Below are 16,647 nucleotides of genomic sequence, written 5' to 3' on the forward strand. Positions count from 1 at the left end.
GGGGGCACGTGCCCCCTGTGTTTACCTCTGACTTCGGCGAACGAGCAGGCTGTAGTAGAGCAGCGGGATCACCACCAGGGTGAGCAGGGTGGAAACCAGGATCCCGAAGATAAGGCTGATGGCGAGGCCATTGAAGATGGGGTCATCCAGGATGAAAAGCGCCCCTATCATGGCCGCCAGCGCCGTCAGCATGATGGGTTTGGCTCGCACCTGCGCCGCCTCGATCACCGCCTGCTCGAACGCCATGCCACTCGCCCGCTGCTGCTCGATGAAATCCACCAGCAGGATGCTGTTGCGCACGATGATCCCGGCCAGCGCAATCATCCCGATCATCGAGGTGGCGGTGAACTGGGCCCCCAGCAGGGCGTGACCCGGCATCACCCCGATGAGGGTGAGCGGAATGGGGGCCATGATGATGAGCGGCACCAGATAGGAGCGGAACTGGGCCACCACCAGCAGGTAGATGAGGATCATCCCCACCCCGTAGGCCAGCCCCATGTCGCGGAAGGTCTCGTAGGTTATCTTCCACTCCCCGTCCCACAAGAGCGCCACCTCCCCCAGCTTGTCGGGCTGATGCACGTAATACTGTGGCAGCGAGATGTCGGCACCGGCGGCAAACATGCCGTAGAGCGGGCTGTCGGCATGGCCGCCCATGTCAGCCACCACCATCACCATGGGCTGCATGTTCTTGTGCATGAGGTAACTGGGGGCGACCTCGTCACGACGGCTCACCAGCTCGGAGACCCGCACCAGCTGGCCGCTCTGGCTGCGCACCTTGAGAGCCAGAATGCCGGTCAGATCCCGCTTGTCACCGGGGGCGAGCTCGATGCGGATCGGCACCGGATACTTGGCGCCTTGCCCCTGCAGCCAGCTGGCATCCTGATAACCCACGCCCCCGTTGAGGGTCGCCACCAGATCCCCGAGATCGACCCCGAGCAGGGCCGCCTGGGCGCGATCCACCACCAGCCGCCACTTGGGCTGGGGGTCGGTCAGATAGATATCCACGTCCACCAGATCCGCCGTGGCCACAAAGCGGGCCTGTACGGCGCGGGCAGCGGCTTCACGGGCGGCCTGCGTCGGGCCATACACTTCCGCGACAATGGGCGACCAGACAGGCGGTCCCGGGGGCACCTCCACCACCTTGAGGTTGCCCCCTGCCGCACTGGCGATGGCCTGCAAGGGCGCACGCACCGACCGGGCAATCTCGTGACTGCTGCGATCCCGTTCATGCTTGTCCACCAGATTGACCTGAATATCACCCACGTTGGCGCCGCTGCGGATGAAGTAGTGGCGCACCAGCCCGTTGAAGTTGATGGGGGCGGCGGTGCCGGCGTAGATCTGGTAATCCTTCACCTCGGGCACCCTGGCAAGCTCCCGACCCACCGCCAGCAGGGTGCGCTCGGTCTGCTCCAGGGTCGCCCCCTCCGGCATGTCGAGCACCAGCTGGAATTCCGACTTGTTGTCGAAGGGGAGCATCTTGAGCACTACCCACTGCACCATGGGCATGGCGGCGGCAGCCCCGACCAGCAGCAACACCACCAGCCAGAGCTTGCGTCTGGCGCGCTTGGCGCCATCACCGATCAGGAAAGGAGTCATCAGCCGGTGAAAGAGACCAGCCTTGGCCTCGCCGTGGGCACCGTGCGCCTCCCCCTTGAGCAAATGGCTCGCCAGCCAAGGGGAGAAGATAAAGGCCACCAGCAGGGAGATGAGCATCCCCATACTGGCATTGATGGGGATGGGGCTCATGTAGGGGCCCATCAGGCCGCTGACGAAGGCCATGGGCAGCAGGGCCGCGATGACGGTCAGGGTCGCCAGTATGGTCGGCCCCCCCACCTCGTCCACCGCGCCCGGAATGAGATCCTTGAGCGACCCCTTGCCCAGGCCGCGATGGCGGTGGATGTTCTCCACCACGACGATGGCGTCATCCACCAGGATGCCGATGGAGAAGATAAGGGCAAAGAGGGACACCCGGTTGAGGGTAAAGCCCCACGCCCAGCTGGCAAACAGGGTCAGTGCCAGGGTGATGACGATGGCGACCCCCACCACCAGCGCCTCGCGCCACCCCATGCTCACCAGCACCAGCAATACCACCGCCGTGGTGGCAAAGATGAGCTTGCCGATGAGGGTGTTGGATTTAGTCTCGGCGGTGACGCCGTAGTCACGGGTCACCGTCACCTCGACGCCAGCCGGGATGAGCCGATTCCTGAGGCTCTCGACCCGTGCCTCCACCCGCTTGGCCACCTCCACCGCGTTCTGCCCCGGCTGCTTGCCGATGGCCAGGGTCACCGCCGGATAACTGCGATCCCCCTGCCCCATCCAGCTGCGCTGGACCGGGGTCTCTTCCCCAAGCGCCACCCGGGCCACATCCCCCAGATAGACCGGCTTGCCGTCGTGCAACCCCACCACCAGCTCTCTAGCCTCCTGCTCGCTTTGCAGGAACTGCCCCACCTGCACCTTGATTTCCCGGTTATCCTGCACCACGGCCTGCTCGCTGCCCACCCGGTTGGCGGCAGAGAGACGCTGGCTCAGTTCGCCCCAGCTGATGCCATGGGCGCTGAGGGCCGCCGGGTCCGGCATCACCCGCAGCACGGCGCTCTGGCTGCCCAGCGTGTAGATATCGCGGGTACCGGGAATGCGCTTGAGTTCGGTCTCCAGCTCATGGGCGACCCGGGTCAGATCGGGGGCCCCCAGCTGCTTGCTCCCCTCTTTGCTCCAATCTTTGCTCCATAAGGTCAGACTGACGATGGGAACATCATCGATCCCCCGGGGTTTTACCAGCGGCTGACCGACTCCGATCCCCTGTGGCAACCAGTCGCGGTTGGAGTCGAGCTGGTTGTTGAGATCCACGATGGCCTGCTCCCGGCTCACCCCCACCTTGAACACCACCACCAGCAGGGCACCATCGGGTTGGGAGAAGGAGTAGAGGGTATCTATCCCCTTTATCTGGGAGACCACCTGCTCGGCAGGGGTGGTGACGAGGGACTCCACCTCTGCCGGGCTGGCTCCCGGGAAGGGAATGTAGACGTCGGCGAAGGTGACATCGATCTGGGGCTCCTCCTCCTTGGGGGTCACCAGCACGGCAAAAAAGCCGAGCAAGAGCCCCACCAGCGCCAGCAGCGGGGTGATGGCCGAGCCCTGAAACAGGGCCGCCAGCCGACCCGCCGGCCCTAGGTGGCCATGGTTGCCGTTCAGCTCGCTACTCATGGGACACCTCCTGTTGACGGCTCCAGGCATCGGGGGCCAGGGTGTCACCGCCCTTGAGACCCGCCAGGACCTCGCACAGCCCAGCCTCGCAGTGGCCGACCCGCACCGGGGTCAGGGCCCAGCCCTCCCCTTCTTTGAGGTAGACGCCGTTGAACTCCCCCTGCCGCAGCAGGGCGGGCTCCAGCACTTGCAACACCTGACGCTCACCCTGTTTGAGCTGCACCTTGAGCCACATGCCGGGCAGTACCCCTGCCGTGTTCGGCGGCAGATCGAGACGCAGCCGGAAACTGTGGCTCTGGCTGTCGGCGTAGTTGAAGCGGGTCAGCTTGACGGGAGTCACGGCCTTGCCACCGGGCAGCAGCACCTGCACATCCGACGGCTGGCCGGCGAGAGCCAGCGCGGACTGGGGCAGCTCCAGCTCCACCCTCAGCTCGCCCAGGGAGAAACCGGAGAGCAGCGGCGTACCGGGGGCCACCGTCTCCCCCAGCTCCACCAGCCGCCTGGTCACCACCCCGGCGTAGGGGGCGAGGATACGGGTATAGCCGTAGGCTTCCCGGGCCTGGATGAGGGCGGCCTCGGCGGCATTGACCTCGGCGCGGGCGGCCCGATCCGTTGCCTGGGCGTTGTCGAGCTGGGCCCGGGTGATCACCCCTTTGGCGATGAGGGCCTGATAACGGGTGAGCTGGCGCTCGGCCTCCACCTGCTGGGCCTGGGCCCTGGCCACCCGCGCCTCGGCGCCGGCCACGGCGGCAGACTGCTCCTTGCCGCTTATCTCGAGCAGGGGCTGCCCGGCCTGTACCTCGTCGTTCACATCCACCAGCATGCGGGAGACGCGGCCACTGGTCTGGGCCGCGACAGTCCCCTGATGAATGGCGCTCACGGTACCGCTCAGGGTGAGCCAGTCGGTGACGCGCTGCGGGGTCAGCGTCAGCGCCCCCTTGGCCTCCTCGGCCACCACCAGGGTGGATGTCATGACCAGCAGGGTGGTCACCAGCAACCGGATTGTGTTCATCATGATTCTCCTTCCCTGGCTCATTGGCACCTTGAAAACTCAGGCAATACGGTGCTGGCGAGCCTTCTCCAGCACCCTGTTCCAGACCTTGTCCACCAGCAGGATCCCGGCCGCCATGGCCCCGATGAACAACAATATCATGGGCTGTCCGCTGGAAATGAGACTCAAGGCAGGCCCTGGACAGATGCCGACCAGGCCCCAACCGATCCCGAACAGTGCGGCCCCGCCAATCAGGCGGCGATCCAGCACGGGAGCGGGAACCCGGGCCATGGGTTCCCCCAGCAGGCTCAGACGACGGGGCTTCACCAGCAGGAAGTAGCCCGGCATGAAGACAGCCAGGGCGCCCCCCATCACGAAGGCCAGGCTGGGATCCCAGGCACCGGCCAGATCGAGAAACCCGGTGACCCGCGCCGGATCCATCATCCCGGAGAGGGCCATTCCCAGCCCGAACAACAGACCCGCAAACAGACTTGTCAGCAATTTCATGGCAATCAACCCGTCAAAACATGTGGTGAGTAAAGAACACGGTCGCCACGCCCATCCCCATAAAGGTGAGCGTCGCCACCACGGAGCGCGTCGACAGCCGCCCCATGCCGCAGATGCCGTGACCGCTGGTGCAGCCATTGCCAAGACGGGTGCCGATGCCCACCAGCAGGCCGGCCAGCAGCACCACGGGCCAGCCGGGCAAGGCATCAAAGGCGGGTATGGTGGCCCAACCCAGGGTCAGCGCCAGCCAGGCCCCCAGTCCCAATCCCAGCAGAAACAGCACCCGCCAGGGGGTTTTGTACTGCATTGCACCGGCCAGAATGCCGCTGATCCCGGCCACCCGGCCGTTGAACAACATCAGGATCAGGGCCGAGAGCCCCGCCAGCATGCCGCCCCCCAACGAGAGCAGCCATTGGCTTTCCATCATCGAATTTCCTCATCTGAGTGACAAAAATGGGTTTGCAGCGCCGCCAGCACATCGGCCGCCGCCTCGCTCACCAGGGAGTAGTAGATCTGCTGGGAGACTTTGCGCGAGCGGATAAGGCCCTGGCGCTTCAATACCGACAGTTGCTGGGAGAAGGCCGACTGCCCGAGCTGGCTGTGGGCCAGCAGCTCCCCGACCCCCTTCTCCCCTTCCACCAGCTGGCAGAGCACCATCAGGCGTTCGGGATGAGCCAGCGCCTTGAGCAGGCCGGCGGCGGCTGTCGCATGTCGGTTCATCTCGTCGAAGTGGCTCATAAGATTAAATTAGCAATTGCTGATATTTGTCCTATTGTATAAAACAACTCTAAATTAGCAATCACTAAACAAAAGGAGACGAGAAATGACCGTCGATAACGGAGTCAGAGTGGTCGCGGGTGGCATGTTGCTGCTGTCGCTGCTGCTCACGGCCTGGGTCCACCCGGGTTTTGTCTGGTTGAGCGTCTTTGTCGGGGTCAACCTGATCCAGAGCGCGTTCACCGGGGTCTGTCCCGCCGCCGCCGTGCTCAGGCGAATGGGGCTCAAATAGGCAGGCGGACATATTGGCTCACAGGAGCCGTGTAATAGAGCGGAGGCTCATTATGGCAACCATCATCATCATCGGGGCAGGGTTGGGGGGCATGTCGGCCGCCTACGAGCTTAAGGCCGAACTCGGCAAGCAGCACGACGTCATCCTGGTGAACGACAAACCCGACTTTGAATTCAACCCTTCGAACCCGTGGATTGCGGTCCGGTGGCGAGAGCGCAAGGATATCTCCCTCCCCATAGAGCCTCATGTGAAGAAGAAGGGGATCCGCTTCATCCACGCCGCCCTGACCGGGTTGCAACCCCTCGAACAGCAGATCCGCCTCTCCGATGGCCAGCACCTGCACTACGACTTTCTGGTGCTCTGCACCGGCCCCGCACTCGCCTTTGAAGAGGTGCAGGGAGCAGGCCCGACGGCGGGCGGCACCGCCAGCGTCTGCACCCTCTCCCACGCAGAGGAGTGCCTGCACAGTGTCAACGGGCTGCTCGACGAACCGGGTCCGGTGATCGTCGGTGCCATGCCCGGCGCCTCCTGCTTCGGCCCGGCCTACGAATACGCCTTCATCCTCGATCGCCACCTGCGCGACAAGAAGGTGAGAAAGGACGTGCCCATGACCTTCGTCACCAGCGAACCCTACATCGGTCACCTCGGCCTCAACGGCGTGGGGGATTCCAAGGGCATGCTGGAGAGCGAGCTGCGCATGCGCGACATGCAATGGATCTGCAATGCCCGCACCGTGGCGGCCAGGGATGGGGTGATGACGGTGGAGGAGCTGGATGAAGATGGCAACGTCAAGCGCACCCACAGCCTCCCCTACAAGCATGCCATGATGCTGCCCGCCTTCGCCGGCATCAGCCCCCTGCGAGGCCTCGAGGGGCTGGTCAATCCCCGCGGGTTCGTCATCGTCGACGAACACCAGCGCAACCCTGTCTTCCCGCAGATTTACGCCGCCGGGGTCTGCATCGCCATCCCGCCCCAGCACAAGACGCCGGTCCCGACCGGGGTGCCCAAGACCGGCTACATGATCGAGGCCATGGTGCGCACCTTAAGCCACAACATCAAGGCGGAGCTGGACGGCCAGCCCCCGGTCACCCGGGCGGTGTGGAATGCCATCTGTCTGGCGGACATGGGGGATACAGGGGCCGCCTTCGTGGCCATGCCGCAGATCCCGCCGCGCAACGTCGCCTGGTTCAAGAAAGGGAAGTGGGTCCACCTGGCCAAGATAGCGTTCGAGAAGTATTTCCTGCACAAGATGCAGGTGGGCGACACCGAACCCGTCTATGAAAAACTGATGCTCAAATACCTGGGCATCGACAAGACCCGGTAACCCCCCAAGGGCCCGCCGGTGAAGGGAAGAGGGCTCCCTTCACCGGCGCTTTCATCTCTTTTTTATTATGTTTCAATATGTTGCTATCAAGGGCTCGGGGTTTACCCAGGCCGCCGTATCGGCTACCATGTCGCCTCTTTATCACTAGCGGAGACCATCGGTGGGCAACTCATCAAGTGACAGACGCACGCCGACCCTCGTCGTCGGCACCCTGGTCGCGAGCTAGCCGCAGGTTTTTCTCTGCCGCGACTCGCCACCCTGCGAGAAGTGGATCCCTCTTTTCCCCGCTTTTCACACTTGACGTCAGGTGACACGGACTCATCCCCCGACACCTTGCCTGCATAGTTTCTGCTTCCCAAAAGGAGGCTGCTATGCGCTTGATTTCAAACAACCCTGTCGCTGACAAATCCCCTTCCCTGCTGAGCAGACTGGGACGGGGCCTGCGACCACTCTGGCAACGTGGCAGACGGCGTCAGCACCTCTATCGGCTGCACATCCGCTGCGAAGACAGAGCCGACATGGAGCAGGTGCTGGCGGCGGTGAGCCACACCCTGCAACCGGCCGGACTCAGTCCCCTGCAGTCCATGAAGCCCGGGCGCGGTGAAGGCCGCGTGCTGGTGCTGAGCCTCTACTGCACGCCGCCCCAGCGCCGCTATCTGGTGCAGTTCATCCACCAGGTCGGGGCTGTTCACCCGGTACGCTGGGAACTGCGCCCCCGCGCCGGGGACGACGCCACCAGGCATTGACCCTCGAATGAGGCGGGTCCTTCCCGGGCAACCGTGAAGGGCCTCTTCCCTGCTCTGCGCCATCCCGCCCCGTCAGGAGGCGGGTCGCGCCCTTGCATTCACCACGATGTCGACCTTGCCCCCCGTCTCTCACGCAACCCGGGGGAGCAGGTTGGTCGACATCCCCAGAAGGAGACCCTTCATGAGAATGTGGCAACAACTCGATTTTCTCGCCCTGCTCGACACCCTGGCCAGCCTGCTGCTCGCCTTCGTGCTGGGCAGCCTGGTCGGCCTGGAGCGCCAGTACCGCCAGCGCACCGCCGGCCTTCGCACCAACGTGCTGGTTGCCGTGGGGGCGGCCCTGTTCGTCAACCTGGCCCAGCGCATCTATGACCTGCATGGTGGCAGTTACGGGGTCGTCCACGTGGTGGCCTACATCGTCTCCGGCATCGGTTTTCTCGGCGCTGGCGTCATCATGCGGGAATCCGGCAACATCCGGGGCATCAACACAGCAGCCACCCTGTGGGGCGTGGCCGCGGTCGGGGCCGCCTGCGGCGCCGGGTTCGCCCTGGAGGCCATCCTCGGCGCCCTCTTCGTGCTGGCCGCCAACACCCTGCTGCGCCCCCTGGTCAACCAGATAAACCGTGACCCGGTGGACAACATGGACACCGAAGTGACCTATCACGTGACCGCTCTCATCGGCCGCGCTCACCAGAAGGAGGTACTGCCCTGGCTCGAGCAGATGCTGGAGCAGGCCCACTACCCCCTGAGCGAGCTCGACATCACCCCCTTCGGCGATCAGGATCTCGAGATCTCGGCGGCGCTGCTCGCCACCGCCATCGATGGCACCAAGCTCGATGCCCTGATGAACACGCTCGGGGAGCACCCTCACATCAAGCAGATCTTCTGGCGGGCCAGCATCACCGATTGACGCCCTCATACCAGATGCAGCAGAAAAAGCCCCGCCGGATCCGGCGGGGCTTTTTCACAGGAAAGGGAAGCCGTGTGCCTAGCGGCGGCTGCGCCAGCGCACCCTGGGGTTGATGACCTGGGCGGTCTGGGCTGGGGGATTGCCCGCGATGAGTTGCTGCATCATCTCGAAGGCGGCCCGGGCCAGGGCCGGGCAATCCTGGGCCACGGAATCGATGCGCATGGGGATGCAGTCGAGCAGATCGTGATCGTCGAAGGTACACAGGCGCATGCCGGTCTCCATCAGTCCCGCCTCGTTGAGGTAGCGCAGCACCCCCTCCAGCAGGGTGAAAGAGGCGGTAAAAAGCCCCTTCGGCGGTGCTCCGAGTTCGTCCACCAGCTCAGACATCAGCTGATAACCCGAGCTCGGCTGGTAGTCACGGTGGCGGACCCGGTCTGAAGTGGCCTCCAGCCCGGCCCGGTGCAACCCGAGCTCGTAACCCGCCAGCCGGTGGCGGCTGGGGGAGAGATCCAGCAGACCGCCGAAGTAGTAGATCTCCTCCCCGCAATCCTCGGCCATATCCTGCACCAGCTCGGCGGTAGCCTTGCAGGCGTCCGAGATCACCATGGGCAGGCGCGACTCACCGATGTGGCGGTCGAGCTGCACCACCGGCAAGCGGTCGTGGATGCGGGCATAGATGTCGTCACTGTGGCCGCTGGAGGCGACGATGAGGCCATCCACCTGACGGCTGATGAGGTTGTCCACCACCCGCTGCTCCAGGGTGGGGTCATCCTCGGAGCAGGCGATGAGCAGCTGGATCCCCGCCTCCCGACAGCGGGCCTCCAGGGCACGGGCGATGCTGGCGAAGCCGAAGTTGGTGAGGTCGGGGATCACCAGCCCCCAGGTGTAGCTGCGCACCTCCCGCAGGGAGCGGGCATGGATGCTCGGCTGATAGTGGCACTCGTCCGCCACCGCCTGGATCCGCTTGCGGGTATCGTCGGCGATGCGGTATTCCGCACTCTTGCCGTTGAGCACCAGGCTGGCGGTGGCCTTGGAGACCCCCGCAAGCGTGGCTATCTGGGCAATCGTGATCCGTTTCTTCTTCTCCACCTGACCTCCCGGCACACTGAGACCGGGCTATTGTACTAGGCAGGTCGCCAGCGGCCAGTGATCGAGACAAATTTTGCTGCCATCACCACCACAACGTGCGGAAAGTACTGGGTTTTCGCCGGGGAAGTAACGGGTCGACAAGCTCTGGCGACCGCCATCGACGAAGCACTCCAGGCTGGAGCGGTCACACAAGACGGTGATCTTGCCCCCAAGCCAGGGGGCGCTTCGCTCCTCCCACTCCCCGCTCTGCCAGTTCTGGCGACGCAGGACAAGACGCCCAGGTTGCCACACCAGCTCGACCACGGCGCCAAACCAAAGGCTCCCCTCGCCGGTCAGGGCCAGATCCAGCCAGGCCGAGTCGATGGCCAGGCGCGGCAGCTCGCCCGGCGCCCCCTCGAAGCGGGTCTGCTCCCCTTTCAGGGCGCCCAGCTCTGCCACCGGCCGCTGGCAGAGCCACTCATCCTGCCAGAACAGCTCCCGCGGGCAGCTCATCTGGTGGATCCAGCCGTGCTCGAGAGTGGGCTGGCTCATCTCGTTCTCCTCCGGCAAGCCCAGCCAGCCGAACAGCAGGCGCCGCCCCTGGCTGTCCTGAGTGGTCTGCGGCGCATAGAACTCGAAGCCCCGGTCCAGCTCATGGAAGGCCCCGTGGGCGAAATGCTCGCCGTCGAAATCACCCGCCAGCCAGCCGCACTGGTAGAGGTTGCGATAATCCTCTCCCTGCGGGGCAATCCCCTGCGGGCAGCTGATCAGCACATGGCGATCTCCCAGGGGGAACAGGTCCGGACACTCCCACATGTAGCCAAACTCCCCGAGACCGCCGCGCCCGCTGCCGGCGATGGGGCCCACCAGCGTCCAGGCATCCAGGGTGTCACCGCGATAGAGCAGCACCTCACCCCGATCGTCCAGGGTGCGGGCCCCCAGCACCATCAGCCACTGCCGACCGTCGTGCCACACCTTGGGGTCGCGCACATGGCCGCTGTAGCCTGCGGGCAGGTCCAGCACGGGTCCCAGCTTGGCAAAGCCCCCCGCACCGTCGGCGCGGGCCAGACACTGGTAGGCGGTGCGGCTGCCGTCGGGGTATTTGACGTTGCCGGTGTAGACGAGGGTCAGACTCCCCTGTTCATCGCTCACCGCCGAGCCCGAATAGCAGCCGTGGCTCTCATAGGCCTCGGTGGGCAGCAGCGCCACCGGCTCGTGCTGCCAGTGCAGCAGATCGGTGGAGGTGACATGCCCCCAGCCCTTGTTGCGGTGCTCGCAACCGAGCGGGTTCCACTGGTAGAAAAGATGGTAGCGCCCGTCGTGCTCGATGAAGCCGTTGGGATCGTTGAGCAGCCCCACCGGGGCTGCCAGATGCCAGCGGGGCCGATGGGGATCGGCCGCCGCCTTGAGCTGTCCGGCCAGCAGGGACCGGACAATCTGGTTGAGGAATTGGCTTTCCTTCATCACTCCACCTTGTACTTGAGCAGGTAGGAGGCGACGAAAGCGGCGCCAAAGGCGATCACCAGACCGATGACGTAGTGGATGAGACTCATGGGCTGGACGATGGCCATGCCCGGGATGCCGGTCAGGCCCACCGCCGTCATGCCGACCTTGGCCGCCACCACGTAGGCGCCGCCGCAGGCCCCGCCGAACAGACCGGCCAGGAAGGGCTTGATGTAGCGCAGGTTGACCCCGAAGATCGCCGCCTCGGTGATGCCAAGCAGGCAGGACATGGCCGCCGGCACCGTGATGGCCTTGATCTTCACGTCCCGGGTCTTGAAGTAGACCGCGAGGCAAGCCCCGCCCTGGGCCACGTTGGCCATGGCCCAGATGGGCAGCAGGAAGTTGACGCCGATGACAGGGTTGGCCAGCAGGCCCGCCTCGATGGCGTGGAAGCTGTGGTGGATGCCGGTGATGACGATAAGGGAATAGGTGCCGCCAAACACCAGACCCGCCAGCCAGCCCGCCTGCTCATAGAGGGCGCTCAGACCGAACGAGATGCCATCCCCCAGCACCCGACCGGCGGGGCCGATGAAGAGCAGCGCCACGAAGCCGGTGATGATGACGGTCAAAAACGGGGTGAGGATGAGATCCAGGGCGTCAGGGATGCGCTTGCGCAGCTGCTTCTCCAGGTGGGACATGAACCAGACCGCCAAGAGCACCGGGAAGACGGTGCCCTGGTAGCCGATCATGGCGACATCCAGGCCGAAAAAGTCCATGGTCTTGAAGCCCCCGGCCACGCCCCAGGCGTTGGTCAGGGCCGGGTGGGTGAGAATGCCGCCCAGCGTCGCCCCCAGATAGGGGTTGCCGCCGAATTCGCGCGCCGCCGTAAAACCGATGAGGATCGGCAGGATGATGAAGGCTGCCGAGCTGAACATGTCGAGCATGACGAACAGGGCGCTGTCGGCGTTGACCCAGCCGTAGGTGCGCACCATGCCGAGCAGCCCCATCAGCAGGCCGGAGGCGACGATGGCCGGAATGATGGGTACGAAGATGTTGGAGAGGGTCCGCGCCAGACGCTGGGCCACGTTCAGCTTGGCCGTCGCCATGTCGGTCAGCTCCGCCTTGCTGGCGGTGCCGGTCCCGGTCAGGGTGACGAACTCCGCATAGACCTTGTTGACCAGGCCGGTGCCGAAGATCACCTGGATCTGGCCGGCGTTGCTGAAGCACCCCTTGACCCCTTCCAGCTTGTCGATGGCGGCCTTGTTCACCTTGCTGTCGTCCGCCAGCACCAACCGCAGCCGGGTGGCGCAGTGGGCGGCGCTGACGATGTTCTCCTTGCCCCCGAGCAGGGGCACCAGATCCTGGGCTATCGCACTGATATTCATATTCTTCCTCTTATGGCCCGCCGTCGGCAGGCCCATGTCACATGAGAGTAGGGTCTGTCGACCCGCGGTTCTAGCCGCAGATCAACAGCCGTCTGCGCCTGATCGCAAAAATTCATCCAGCCGGGTGCGGGTGGGCAGTGCCGTCATCGCCCCCTTGGCGGTGGTGGCGAGCGCCCCGCAGCCGTGGGCCTGAGCCAGGATGGCGGGCAGCTCGGCCTGCGTCGGCAGCGAGGTCCGTTCGGCCAAGGCCGCCAGCAGCCCGGCGACGAAGGCGTCCCCCGCCCCCGTGGTATCGAGTGGCGTCACTTTGGGCCCCACCCACTCCAGCAACTCGCCACCCAGACGGGCCACCACGCCCCCCGCCCCCCGGGTCACCAGCACCAGTGCCGGGCCTGAAAGAGTGGCAAGCCCCGCCGCCAGATCGTCCAGACCGCTCAGCAGTTGCAGCTCCTCCACCGAGAGCTTGACCACGTCTGCGAGGGCCATGGCCTCGCGCACCACGGGCAGCATCTCGGCAGGGTTGCCCCACACCTCTGGCCTCAGGTTGGGGTCGAAGCAGACCCGCCCCCCGACGGCCCGGATGGTCGCCATGGCTTGCAGACAACTGCTGCGCACCGGCTCGTTGGCGAGCGCAATGGAGCAGGTCAGCAGCCACTGCCCGGCCTGGAAGACCGGCAGATCGGCGGGGCTCAGGAACTGATCGGCGCTCGGGCGCACCATGAAGGTGAAGCTGCGCTCCCCCGCCTCATCGAGATCCACCAGCACCGTGCTGGTGCGATGGGCCGGATCCTGGATCAGGTGGCGAATGTCGACCCCCTCCCTGGCCAGGGTCTCCCCCATGAAGCGGCCGAAGGGATCCGCGCCGACCCGGCCAATGAAGGCCGACTCCCCGCCGAGCCGGGCAACGCCCACCGCCACATTGGCCGGTGCGCCACCCGGACACTTGAGGTAGTGCTGCTCCCCTTCCGGGATCAAGTCCACTACCGCATCCCCCATTACCCACACACGATTCGTCACCTTGTTGCTACTCCACTGCTGCACAGGATTTGCCGGGGTCAGCCCCGGGTTCTGGGTCCGCATTATCAGCTAAACCGTTTTAGCTAACCAACAGATCCCGGGGCCGCCTGCCATTTTTGTGATCGGGATAACGAACTAGAACCAGGTTTCCATCTGCACGCCGAAGTTCCACTCGCCCCCGGCGGTGAAGTTGCTCTGGCCCATGGCATCGGAGCTGGCGTAGTTGTCGAGCTCGGAGGACCAGTCCATCCAGGTGGCGAACACCCGAAGCTCGGGCCGCTCGAAGAAGCCGGCGGTCTGCGCCTTGAAGGTCGGCGCGAAGGTGAGCTTGGTGAAATCGCCGCTCACCGCCTGACGACCCTTGTAGCCCTTGGGATCGAGGTCCATGTACTGCCAGGTCGCCTCGTAGACCAGCTCGACGTTCTGGCTCAGCACCTGGGCCAGGCGGCCATTGAGGGTCACCCAGCGGTACTCGTCCCCTTTCACGTAACGATCCTGGCTGTGCTCGGCCAGCAGGGCCGGGGCGACACGCCAGCGGGGCGCAAGATCGGTGGCACCAAACACGGCGACCCGCACCGCATCGGCATCCGGCAGCAGCTCGCTGTCGGAGCCCAGCCCCTTGAGCTCGGCACCCAGACCGTGGCCATACAGCACCGCCGCCTTGGAGAAACCGGGGTTGATGCCAAAGAAGCTGTCGGCGTGGTAGGCCACCAGGGTGTGGGCCCCCTTGTTCGCCGCTTCGCTGCCCGCGCCGCCGTCATTGATGCGCGCCTCGTTGTCCTTGGCGGAGAGGCCGTTCAGCATCCACTGCCAGTTGCCAACGCGGTTGTTCATGGTGAGGATGTAGCTCTCGATGTCGGAGAGACCGCTCGCGCTGATGTCGCCGTAGTCGCGCCCGTAGAGGGAGAAGTTCGCCTTCCAGCTGTCGGCCAGCTGCACGTCGTAGACGCCGCCGCCGGTGCCGGCCAGGAAGACCACGTCCGAGTCGAGCCAGTGGATGTCGAAGTTGTCCCGGTCAAAGCGCTTGCCCGCCCAGAGCACCGAGTGCTGGAAAGGACCGCTGAAGCTCGCCAGATCGCCGATTTCGGCAAACACCTGGCGGGTGTTGAGGCTGGAATCGCTGGCGGTCCAGTCGTTGCTGGTCTCCACCCCGTCCGCCAGCATCAGCTTGTAGCGGGCCCAGCTGCCATCGTCGAAGGTCTGGGTCTTCAGCAGGTTGGCCTCCATGTAGGTGTCATCCTCGTTGCCAAGGCGACCCACGGCGCCGCCCACCGAGCCGGCCGGGGTGATGTAGGGGCCGCCGCGGCCACCGTTGCCGTTGCCGTTCACCAGCAGGCCCGAGCGGGCATAGCCGTGGAACTCGAAGCCCTGGGCCCCGGCGGTCTGCTTGTCCACCTTCTCGCTCTGGGCCTTGGCCACCACGGCCGTCTCGCGGGCTTCGTTTGCCTTGCTCTGGGCCTCATCGGCCCGCGCTTCGGCAGCGGTGGCACGCGCCTCGGCCGCCTGCACCCGCGCCTCCAGCGCCGCCAGCCTGGCTTCGATACCGCCATCCGCCGCCCACAGCGGGCTGCTCATTCCCAATCCCAGCGCCACGGCCAGCGCCAACTTGCTCTTGAACATCGTCATCGTCCTCACCTGTCTTCTGTCGCCCGTCCGGGCTCTGTTGTTGTTGACGAGCCGAGGATAGCTAAACCGCTTTAGCTGACTCAATATGCCAGCTAAACCGTTTCAGCAGGAGTGTGAGCGGGATAACATTTGTACAGGGGGAATTGGCGGAAGTTGTGAGGAGGATCCCTCATCGGGATCCACTCAATAAGGGGGGATCCAGGCCAGATGGCGGGTAAAAAAAAGCCGGCACATCCGTGCCGGCTTGGGTAACGCGGGTCGCGTTTATTTGGTCAGGTCGTCGAAGAAGCGTTTCACCCCTTCGAAGAAGCCTTCGGATTTCGGCTTGTGGGTCTTGGCAGCGGCGCCGCTGAAGGAGTCGTCCAGCTGGCGCAGCAGATCTTTCTGGGTCTCGGTCAGCTTGACCGGAGTCTCGATCACCACCTTGCACATCAGATCCCCCACCTGGCCGGAGCGCACGGACTTGACGCCCTTGCCCCGCAGGCGGAACAGCTTGCCGGTCTGGGTCTCCGGGGTCACCTTGAGCTTGACCCGGCCATCCAGGGTCGGCACTTCAATCTCCCCGCCGAGCGCCGCCGTGGTGAAGCTGATGGGCACTTCGCAGTAGAGGTCGTTGCCGTCACGGACGAAGATCTCATGCTCGCGCACGTGAACCTGTACGTACAGATCCCCCGCCGATGCGCCGGTTTCCCCCGCTTCCCCTTCGCCGGAGAGACGGATGCGATCCCCGGTATCGACCCCGGCCGGGATCTTGACCGACAGGGTCTTGGTCTTCTGGTAGCGCCCTTCCCCATGGCACTTGCGGCACGGATCCTTGATGATCTTGCCGCGACCGTGACAGTGGGGGCAGGGCTGCTGCACCGCGAAGAAGCCCTGGCGCATCTGCACCTGGCCGGAGCCGTGGCAGGTGGGGCAGGTCTGGGCCTGGCTGCCGGTATGGGCACCGGAGCCGTTGCACACTTCGCAGTGGACCTGGGTCGGGATCTTGATCTCCTTGGAGACCCCACGCACCGCCTCTTCCAGCGTCAGCTCCATGTTGTAGCGCAGATCGGCGCCACGGGCCGGGCCGCGACGACCGCCCCCGCGACCACCGAAGATGTCGCCAAACACGTCGCCAAAGATGTCGCCGAAATCGGCACCACCGCCAAAGCCGCCGTGGCCGCCACCCTGGCTCGGATCCACCCCGGCATGACCGTACTGGTCATAACGGGCACGCAGGTTCTCGTCGGTCAGGACCTCGTAGGCTTCCTTGACCTCTTTGAACTTCTCTTCAGCCCCGGCATCACCCTGGTTGCGATCCGGGTGATACTTCATGGCCAGACGCTTGTACGCCTTCTTGATCTCGCGCTCGTCGGCACCTTTCGACACCCCGAGCACTTCGTAGAAATCGCGCTTCGACATACTCATCCTGTTGCTA

At 64.9% G+C, this 16,647-nt stretch carries 15 protein-coding genes; 4 read left to right on the plus strand and 11 right to left on the minus strand.

The genetic code is table 11. The annotated features are described in order from the left end of the window. Positions 1-21: 21 nt before the first annotated feature. Genes OKC41_RS07890 through OKC41_RS07910 form a run of 5 tightly spaced genes read right to left on the minus strand, consistent with a single transcriptional unit; the run spans position 22 to position 5,440 of the window. On the minus strand, positions 22-3,204 hold the full coding sequence (locus tag OKC41_RS07890; protein ID WP_270671861.1) for an efflux RND transporter permease subunit: 3,183 nt from the start codon (positions 3,202-3,204) through the stop codon (positions 22-24). Then, positions 3,197-4,216, minus strand: a complete 1,020-nt coding sequence (locus OKC41_RS07895) for an efflux RND transporter periplasmic adaptor subunit (RefSeq protein ID WP_270671892.1) — start codon at positions 4,214-4,216, stop codon at positions 3,197-3,199. The genes OKC41_RS07890 and OKC41_RS07895 overlap by 8 nt, the downstream gene beginning before the upstream one ends. Positions 4,217-4,255: 39 nt before the next feature. Beyond that, positions 4,256-4,702: a YeeE/YedE family protein gene (locus OKC41_RS07900; protein WP_041214809.1), complete on the minus strand. Its 447-nt coding sequence runs from the start codon at positions 4,700-4,702 to the stop codon at positions 4,256-4,258. Positions 4,703-4,715: 13 nt separating this feature from the next. Further along, positions 4,716-5,129, minus strand: a complete 414-nt coding sequence (locus OKC41_RS07905; RefSeq protein ID WP_193758858.1) for a YeeE/YedE family protein — start codon at positions 5,127-5,129, stop codon at positions 4,716-4,718. Further along, entirely contained in the window at positions 5,126-5,440 is a 315-nt protein-coding gene (locus OKC41_RS07910; RefSeq protein ID WP_039039225.1) for a helix-turn-helix transcriptional regulator, read from the minus strand. The genes OKC41_RS07905 and OKC41_RS07910 overlap by 4 nt, the downstream gene beginning before the upstream one ends. 85 nt (positions 5,441-5,525) lie before the next feature. On the opposite strand from OKC41_RS07910, the gene OKC41_RS07915 reads away from it, so the two are divergent. From OKC41_RS07915 to OKC41_RS07930, 4 genes are all read left to right on the plus strand, one after another. Beyond that, positions 5,526-5,711 carry a DUF2892 domain-containing protein gene (locus OKC41_RS07915; RefSeq protein ID WP_041213243.1) on the plus strand — a complete coding sequence of 62 codons (186 nt, stop codon included), beginning with the start codon at positions 5,526-5,528 and terminating at the stop codon, positions 5,709-5,711. Positions 5,712-5,763: 52 nt separating this feature from the next. After that, positions 5,764-7,035: an NAD(P)/FAD-dependent oxidoreductase gene (locus OKC41_RS07920; RefSeq protein ID WP_048208041.1), complete on the plus strand. Its 1,272-nt coding sequence runs from the start codon at positions 5,764-5,766 to the stop codon at positions 7,033-7,035. Positions 7,036-7,406: 371 nt separating this feature from the next. After that, positions 7,407-7,781 (plus strand): hypothetical protein, encoded by a 375-nt coding sequence (locus tag OKC41_RS07925; protein WP_043154730.1) that lies wholly within the window; start codon positions 7,407-7,409, stop codon positions 7,779-7,781. A 181-nt stretch (positions 7,782-7,962) separates the two neighbouring features. Continuing rightward, the gene (locus OKC41_RS07930; RefSeq protein ID WP_041213246.1) at positions 7,963-8,691 is read left to right on the plus strand and encodes an MgtC/SapB family protein; all 729 of its coding nucleotides are present in this window, start codon (positions 7,963-7,965) and stop codon (positions 8,689-8,691) included. Positions 8,692-8,769: 78 nt separating this feature from the next. Here OKC41_RS07930 and OKC41_RS07935 read toward each other — a convergent pair whose 3' ends face one another. From OKC41_RS07935 to dnaJ, 6 genes are all read right to left on the minus strand, one after another. Next, on the minus strand, positions 8,770-9,780 hold the full coding sequence (locus OKC41_RS07935; protein WP_104451701.1) for a substrate-binding domain-containing protein: 1,011 nt from the start codon (positions 9,778-9,780) through the stop codon (positions 8,770-8,772). A 27-nt stretch (positions 9,781-9,807) separates the two neighbouring features. Beyond that, positions 9,808-11,223, minus strand: coding sequence for a sucrose-6-phosphate hydrolase (locus OKC41_RS07940; RefSeq protein WP_270671862.1), 1,416 nt, complete (start codon positions 11,221-11,223; stop codon positions 9,808-9,810). Then, positions 11,223-12,587: a sucrose-specific PTS transporter subunit IIBC gene (locus OKC41_RS07945; RefSeq protein WP_270671863.1), complete on the minus strand. Its 1,365-nt coding sequence runs from the start codon at positions 12,585-12,587 to the stop codon at positions 11,223-11,225. The genes OKC41_RS07940 and OKC41_RS07945 overlap by 1 nt, the downstream gene beginning before the upstream one ends. Positions 12,588-12,668: 81 nt before the next feature. Then, positions 12,669-13,628, minus strand: a complete 960-nt coding sequence (locus OKC41_RS07950; protein ID WP_167825940.1) for an aminoimidazole riboside kinase — start codon at positions 13,626-13,628, stop codon at positions 12,669-12,671. Positions 13,629-13,739: 111 nt separating this feature from the next. Next, complete coding sequence (locus OKC41_RS07955; protein WP_080944225.1) at positions 13,740-15,230, minus strand: carbohydrate porin; 1,491 nt, start codon at positions 15,228-15,230, stop codon at positions 13,740-13,742. Between the two features lie 264 nt (positions 15,231-15,494). Beyond that, positions 15,495-16,631, minus strand: a complete 1,137-nt coding sequence (dnaJ, locus tag OKC41_RS07960) for a molecular chaperone DnaJ (RefSeq protein ID WP_010673647.1) — start codon at positions 16,629-16,631, stop codon at positions 15,495-15,497. Between the last annotated feature and the right edge of the window lie 16 nt (positions 16,632-16,647).

This window comes from Aeromonas sp. QDB17 (genome assembly GCF_027705305.1).
GTDB classification, from domain to species: domain Bacteria; phylum Pseudomonadota; class Gammaproteobacteria; order Enterobacterales; family Aeromonadaceae; genus Aeromonas; species Aeromonas caviae.

Coding starts and splice junctions, on each gene's coding strand:
- OKC41_RS07955 (WP_080944225.1), bottom strand. CDS start 15,230: ATGACGATGTTCAAGAGCAAGTTGGCGCTGGCCGTGGCGCTGGGATTG.
- OKC41_RS07910 (WP_039039225.1), bottom strand. CDS start 5,440: ATGAGCCACTTCGACGAGATGAACCGACATGCGACAGCCGCCGCCGGC.
- OKC41_RS07905 (WP_193758858.1), bottom strand. CDS start 5,129: ATGATGGAAAGCCAATGGCTGCTCTCGTTGGGGGGCGGCATGCTGGCG.
- OKC41_RS07920 (WP_048208041.1), top strand. CDS start 5,764: ATGGCAACCATCATCATCATCGGGGCAGGGTTGGGGGGCATGTCGGCC.
- OKC41_RS07930 (WP_041213246.1), top strand. CDS start 7,963: ATGAGAATGTGGCAACAACTCGATTTTCTCGCCCTGCTCGACACCCTG.
- OKC41_RS07890 (WP_270671861.1), bottom strand. CDS start 3,204: ATGAGTAGCGAGCTGAACGGCAACCATGGCCACCTAGGGCCGGCGGGT.
- OKC41_RS07900 (WP_041214809.1), bottom strand. CDS start 4,702: ATGAAATTGCTGACAAGTCTGTTTGCGGGTCTGTTGTTCGGGCTGGGA.
- OKC41_RS07915 (WP_041213243.1), top strand. CDS start 5,526: ATGACCGTCGATAACGGAGTCAGAGTGGTCGCGGGTGGCATGTTGCTG.
- OKC41_RS07895 (WP_270671892.1), bottom strand. CDS start 4,216: ATGAACACAATCCGGTTGCTGGTGACCACCCTGCTGGTCATGACATCC.
- OKC41_RS07925 (WP_043154730.1), top strand. CDS start 7,407: ATGCGCTTGATTTCAAACAACCCTGTCGCTGACAAATCCCCTTCCCTG.
- dnaJ (WP_010673647.1), bottom strand. CDS start 16,631: ATGTCGAAGCGCGATTTCTACGAAGTGCTCGGGGTGTCGAAAGGTGCC.
- OKC41_RS07945 (WP_270671863.1), bottom strand. CDS start 12,587: ATGAATATCAGTGCGATAGCCCAGGATCTGGTGCCCCTGCTCGGGGGC.
- OKC41_RS07940 (WP_270671862.1), bottom strand. CDS start 11,223: ATGAAGGAAAGCCAATTCCTCAACCAGATTGTCCGGTCCCTGCTGGCC.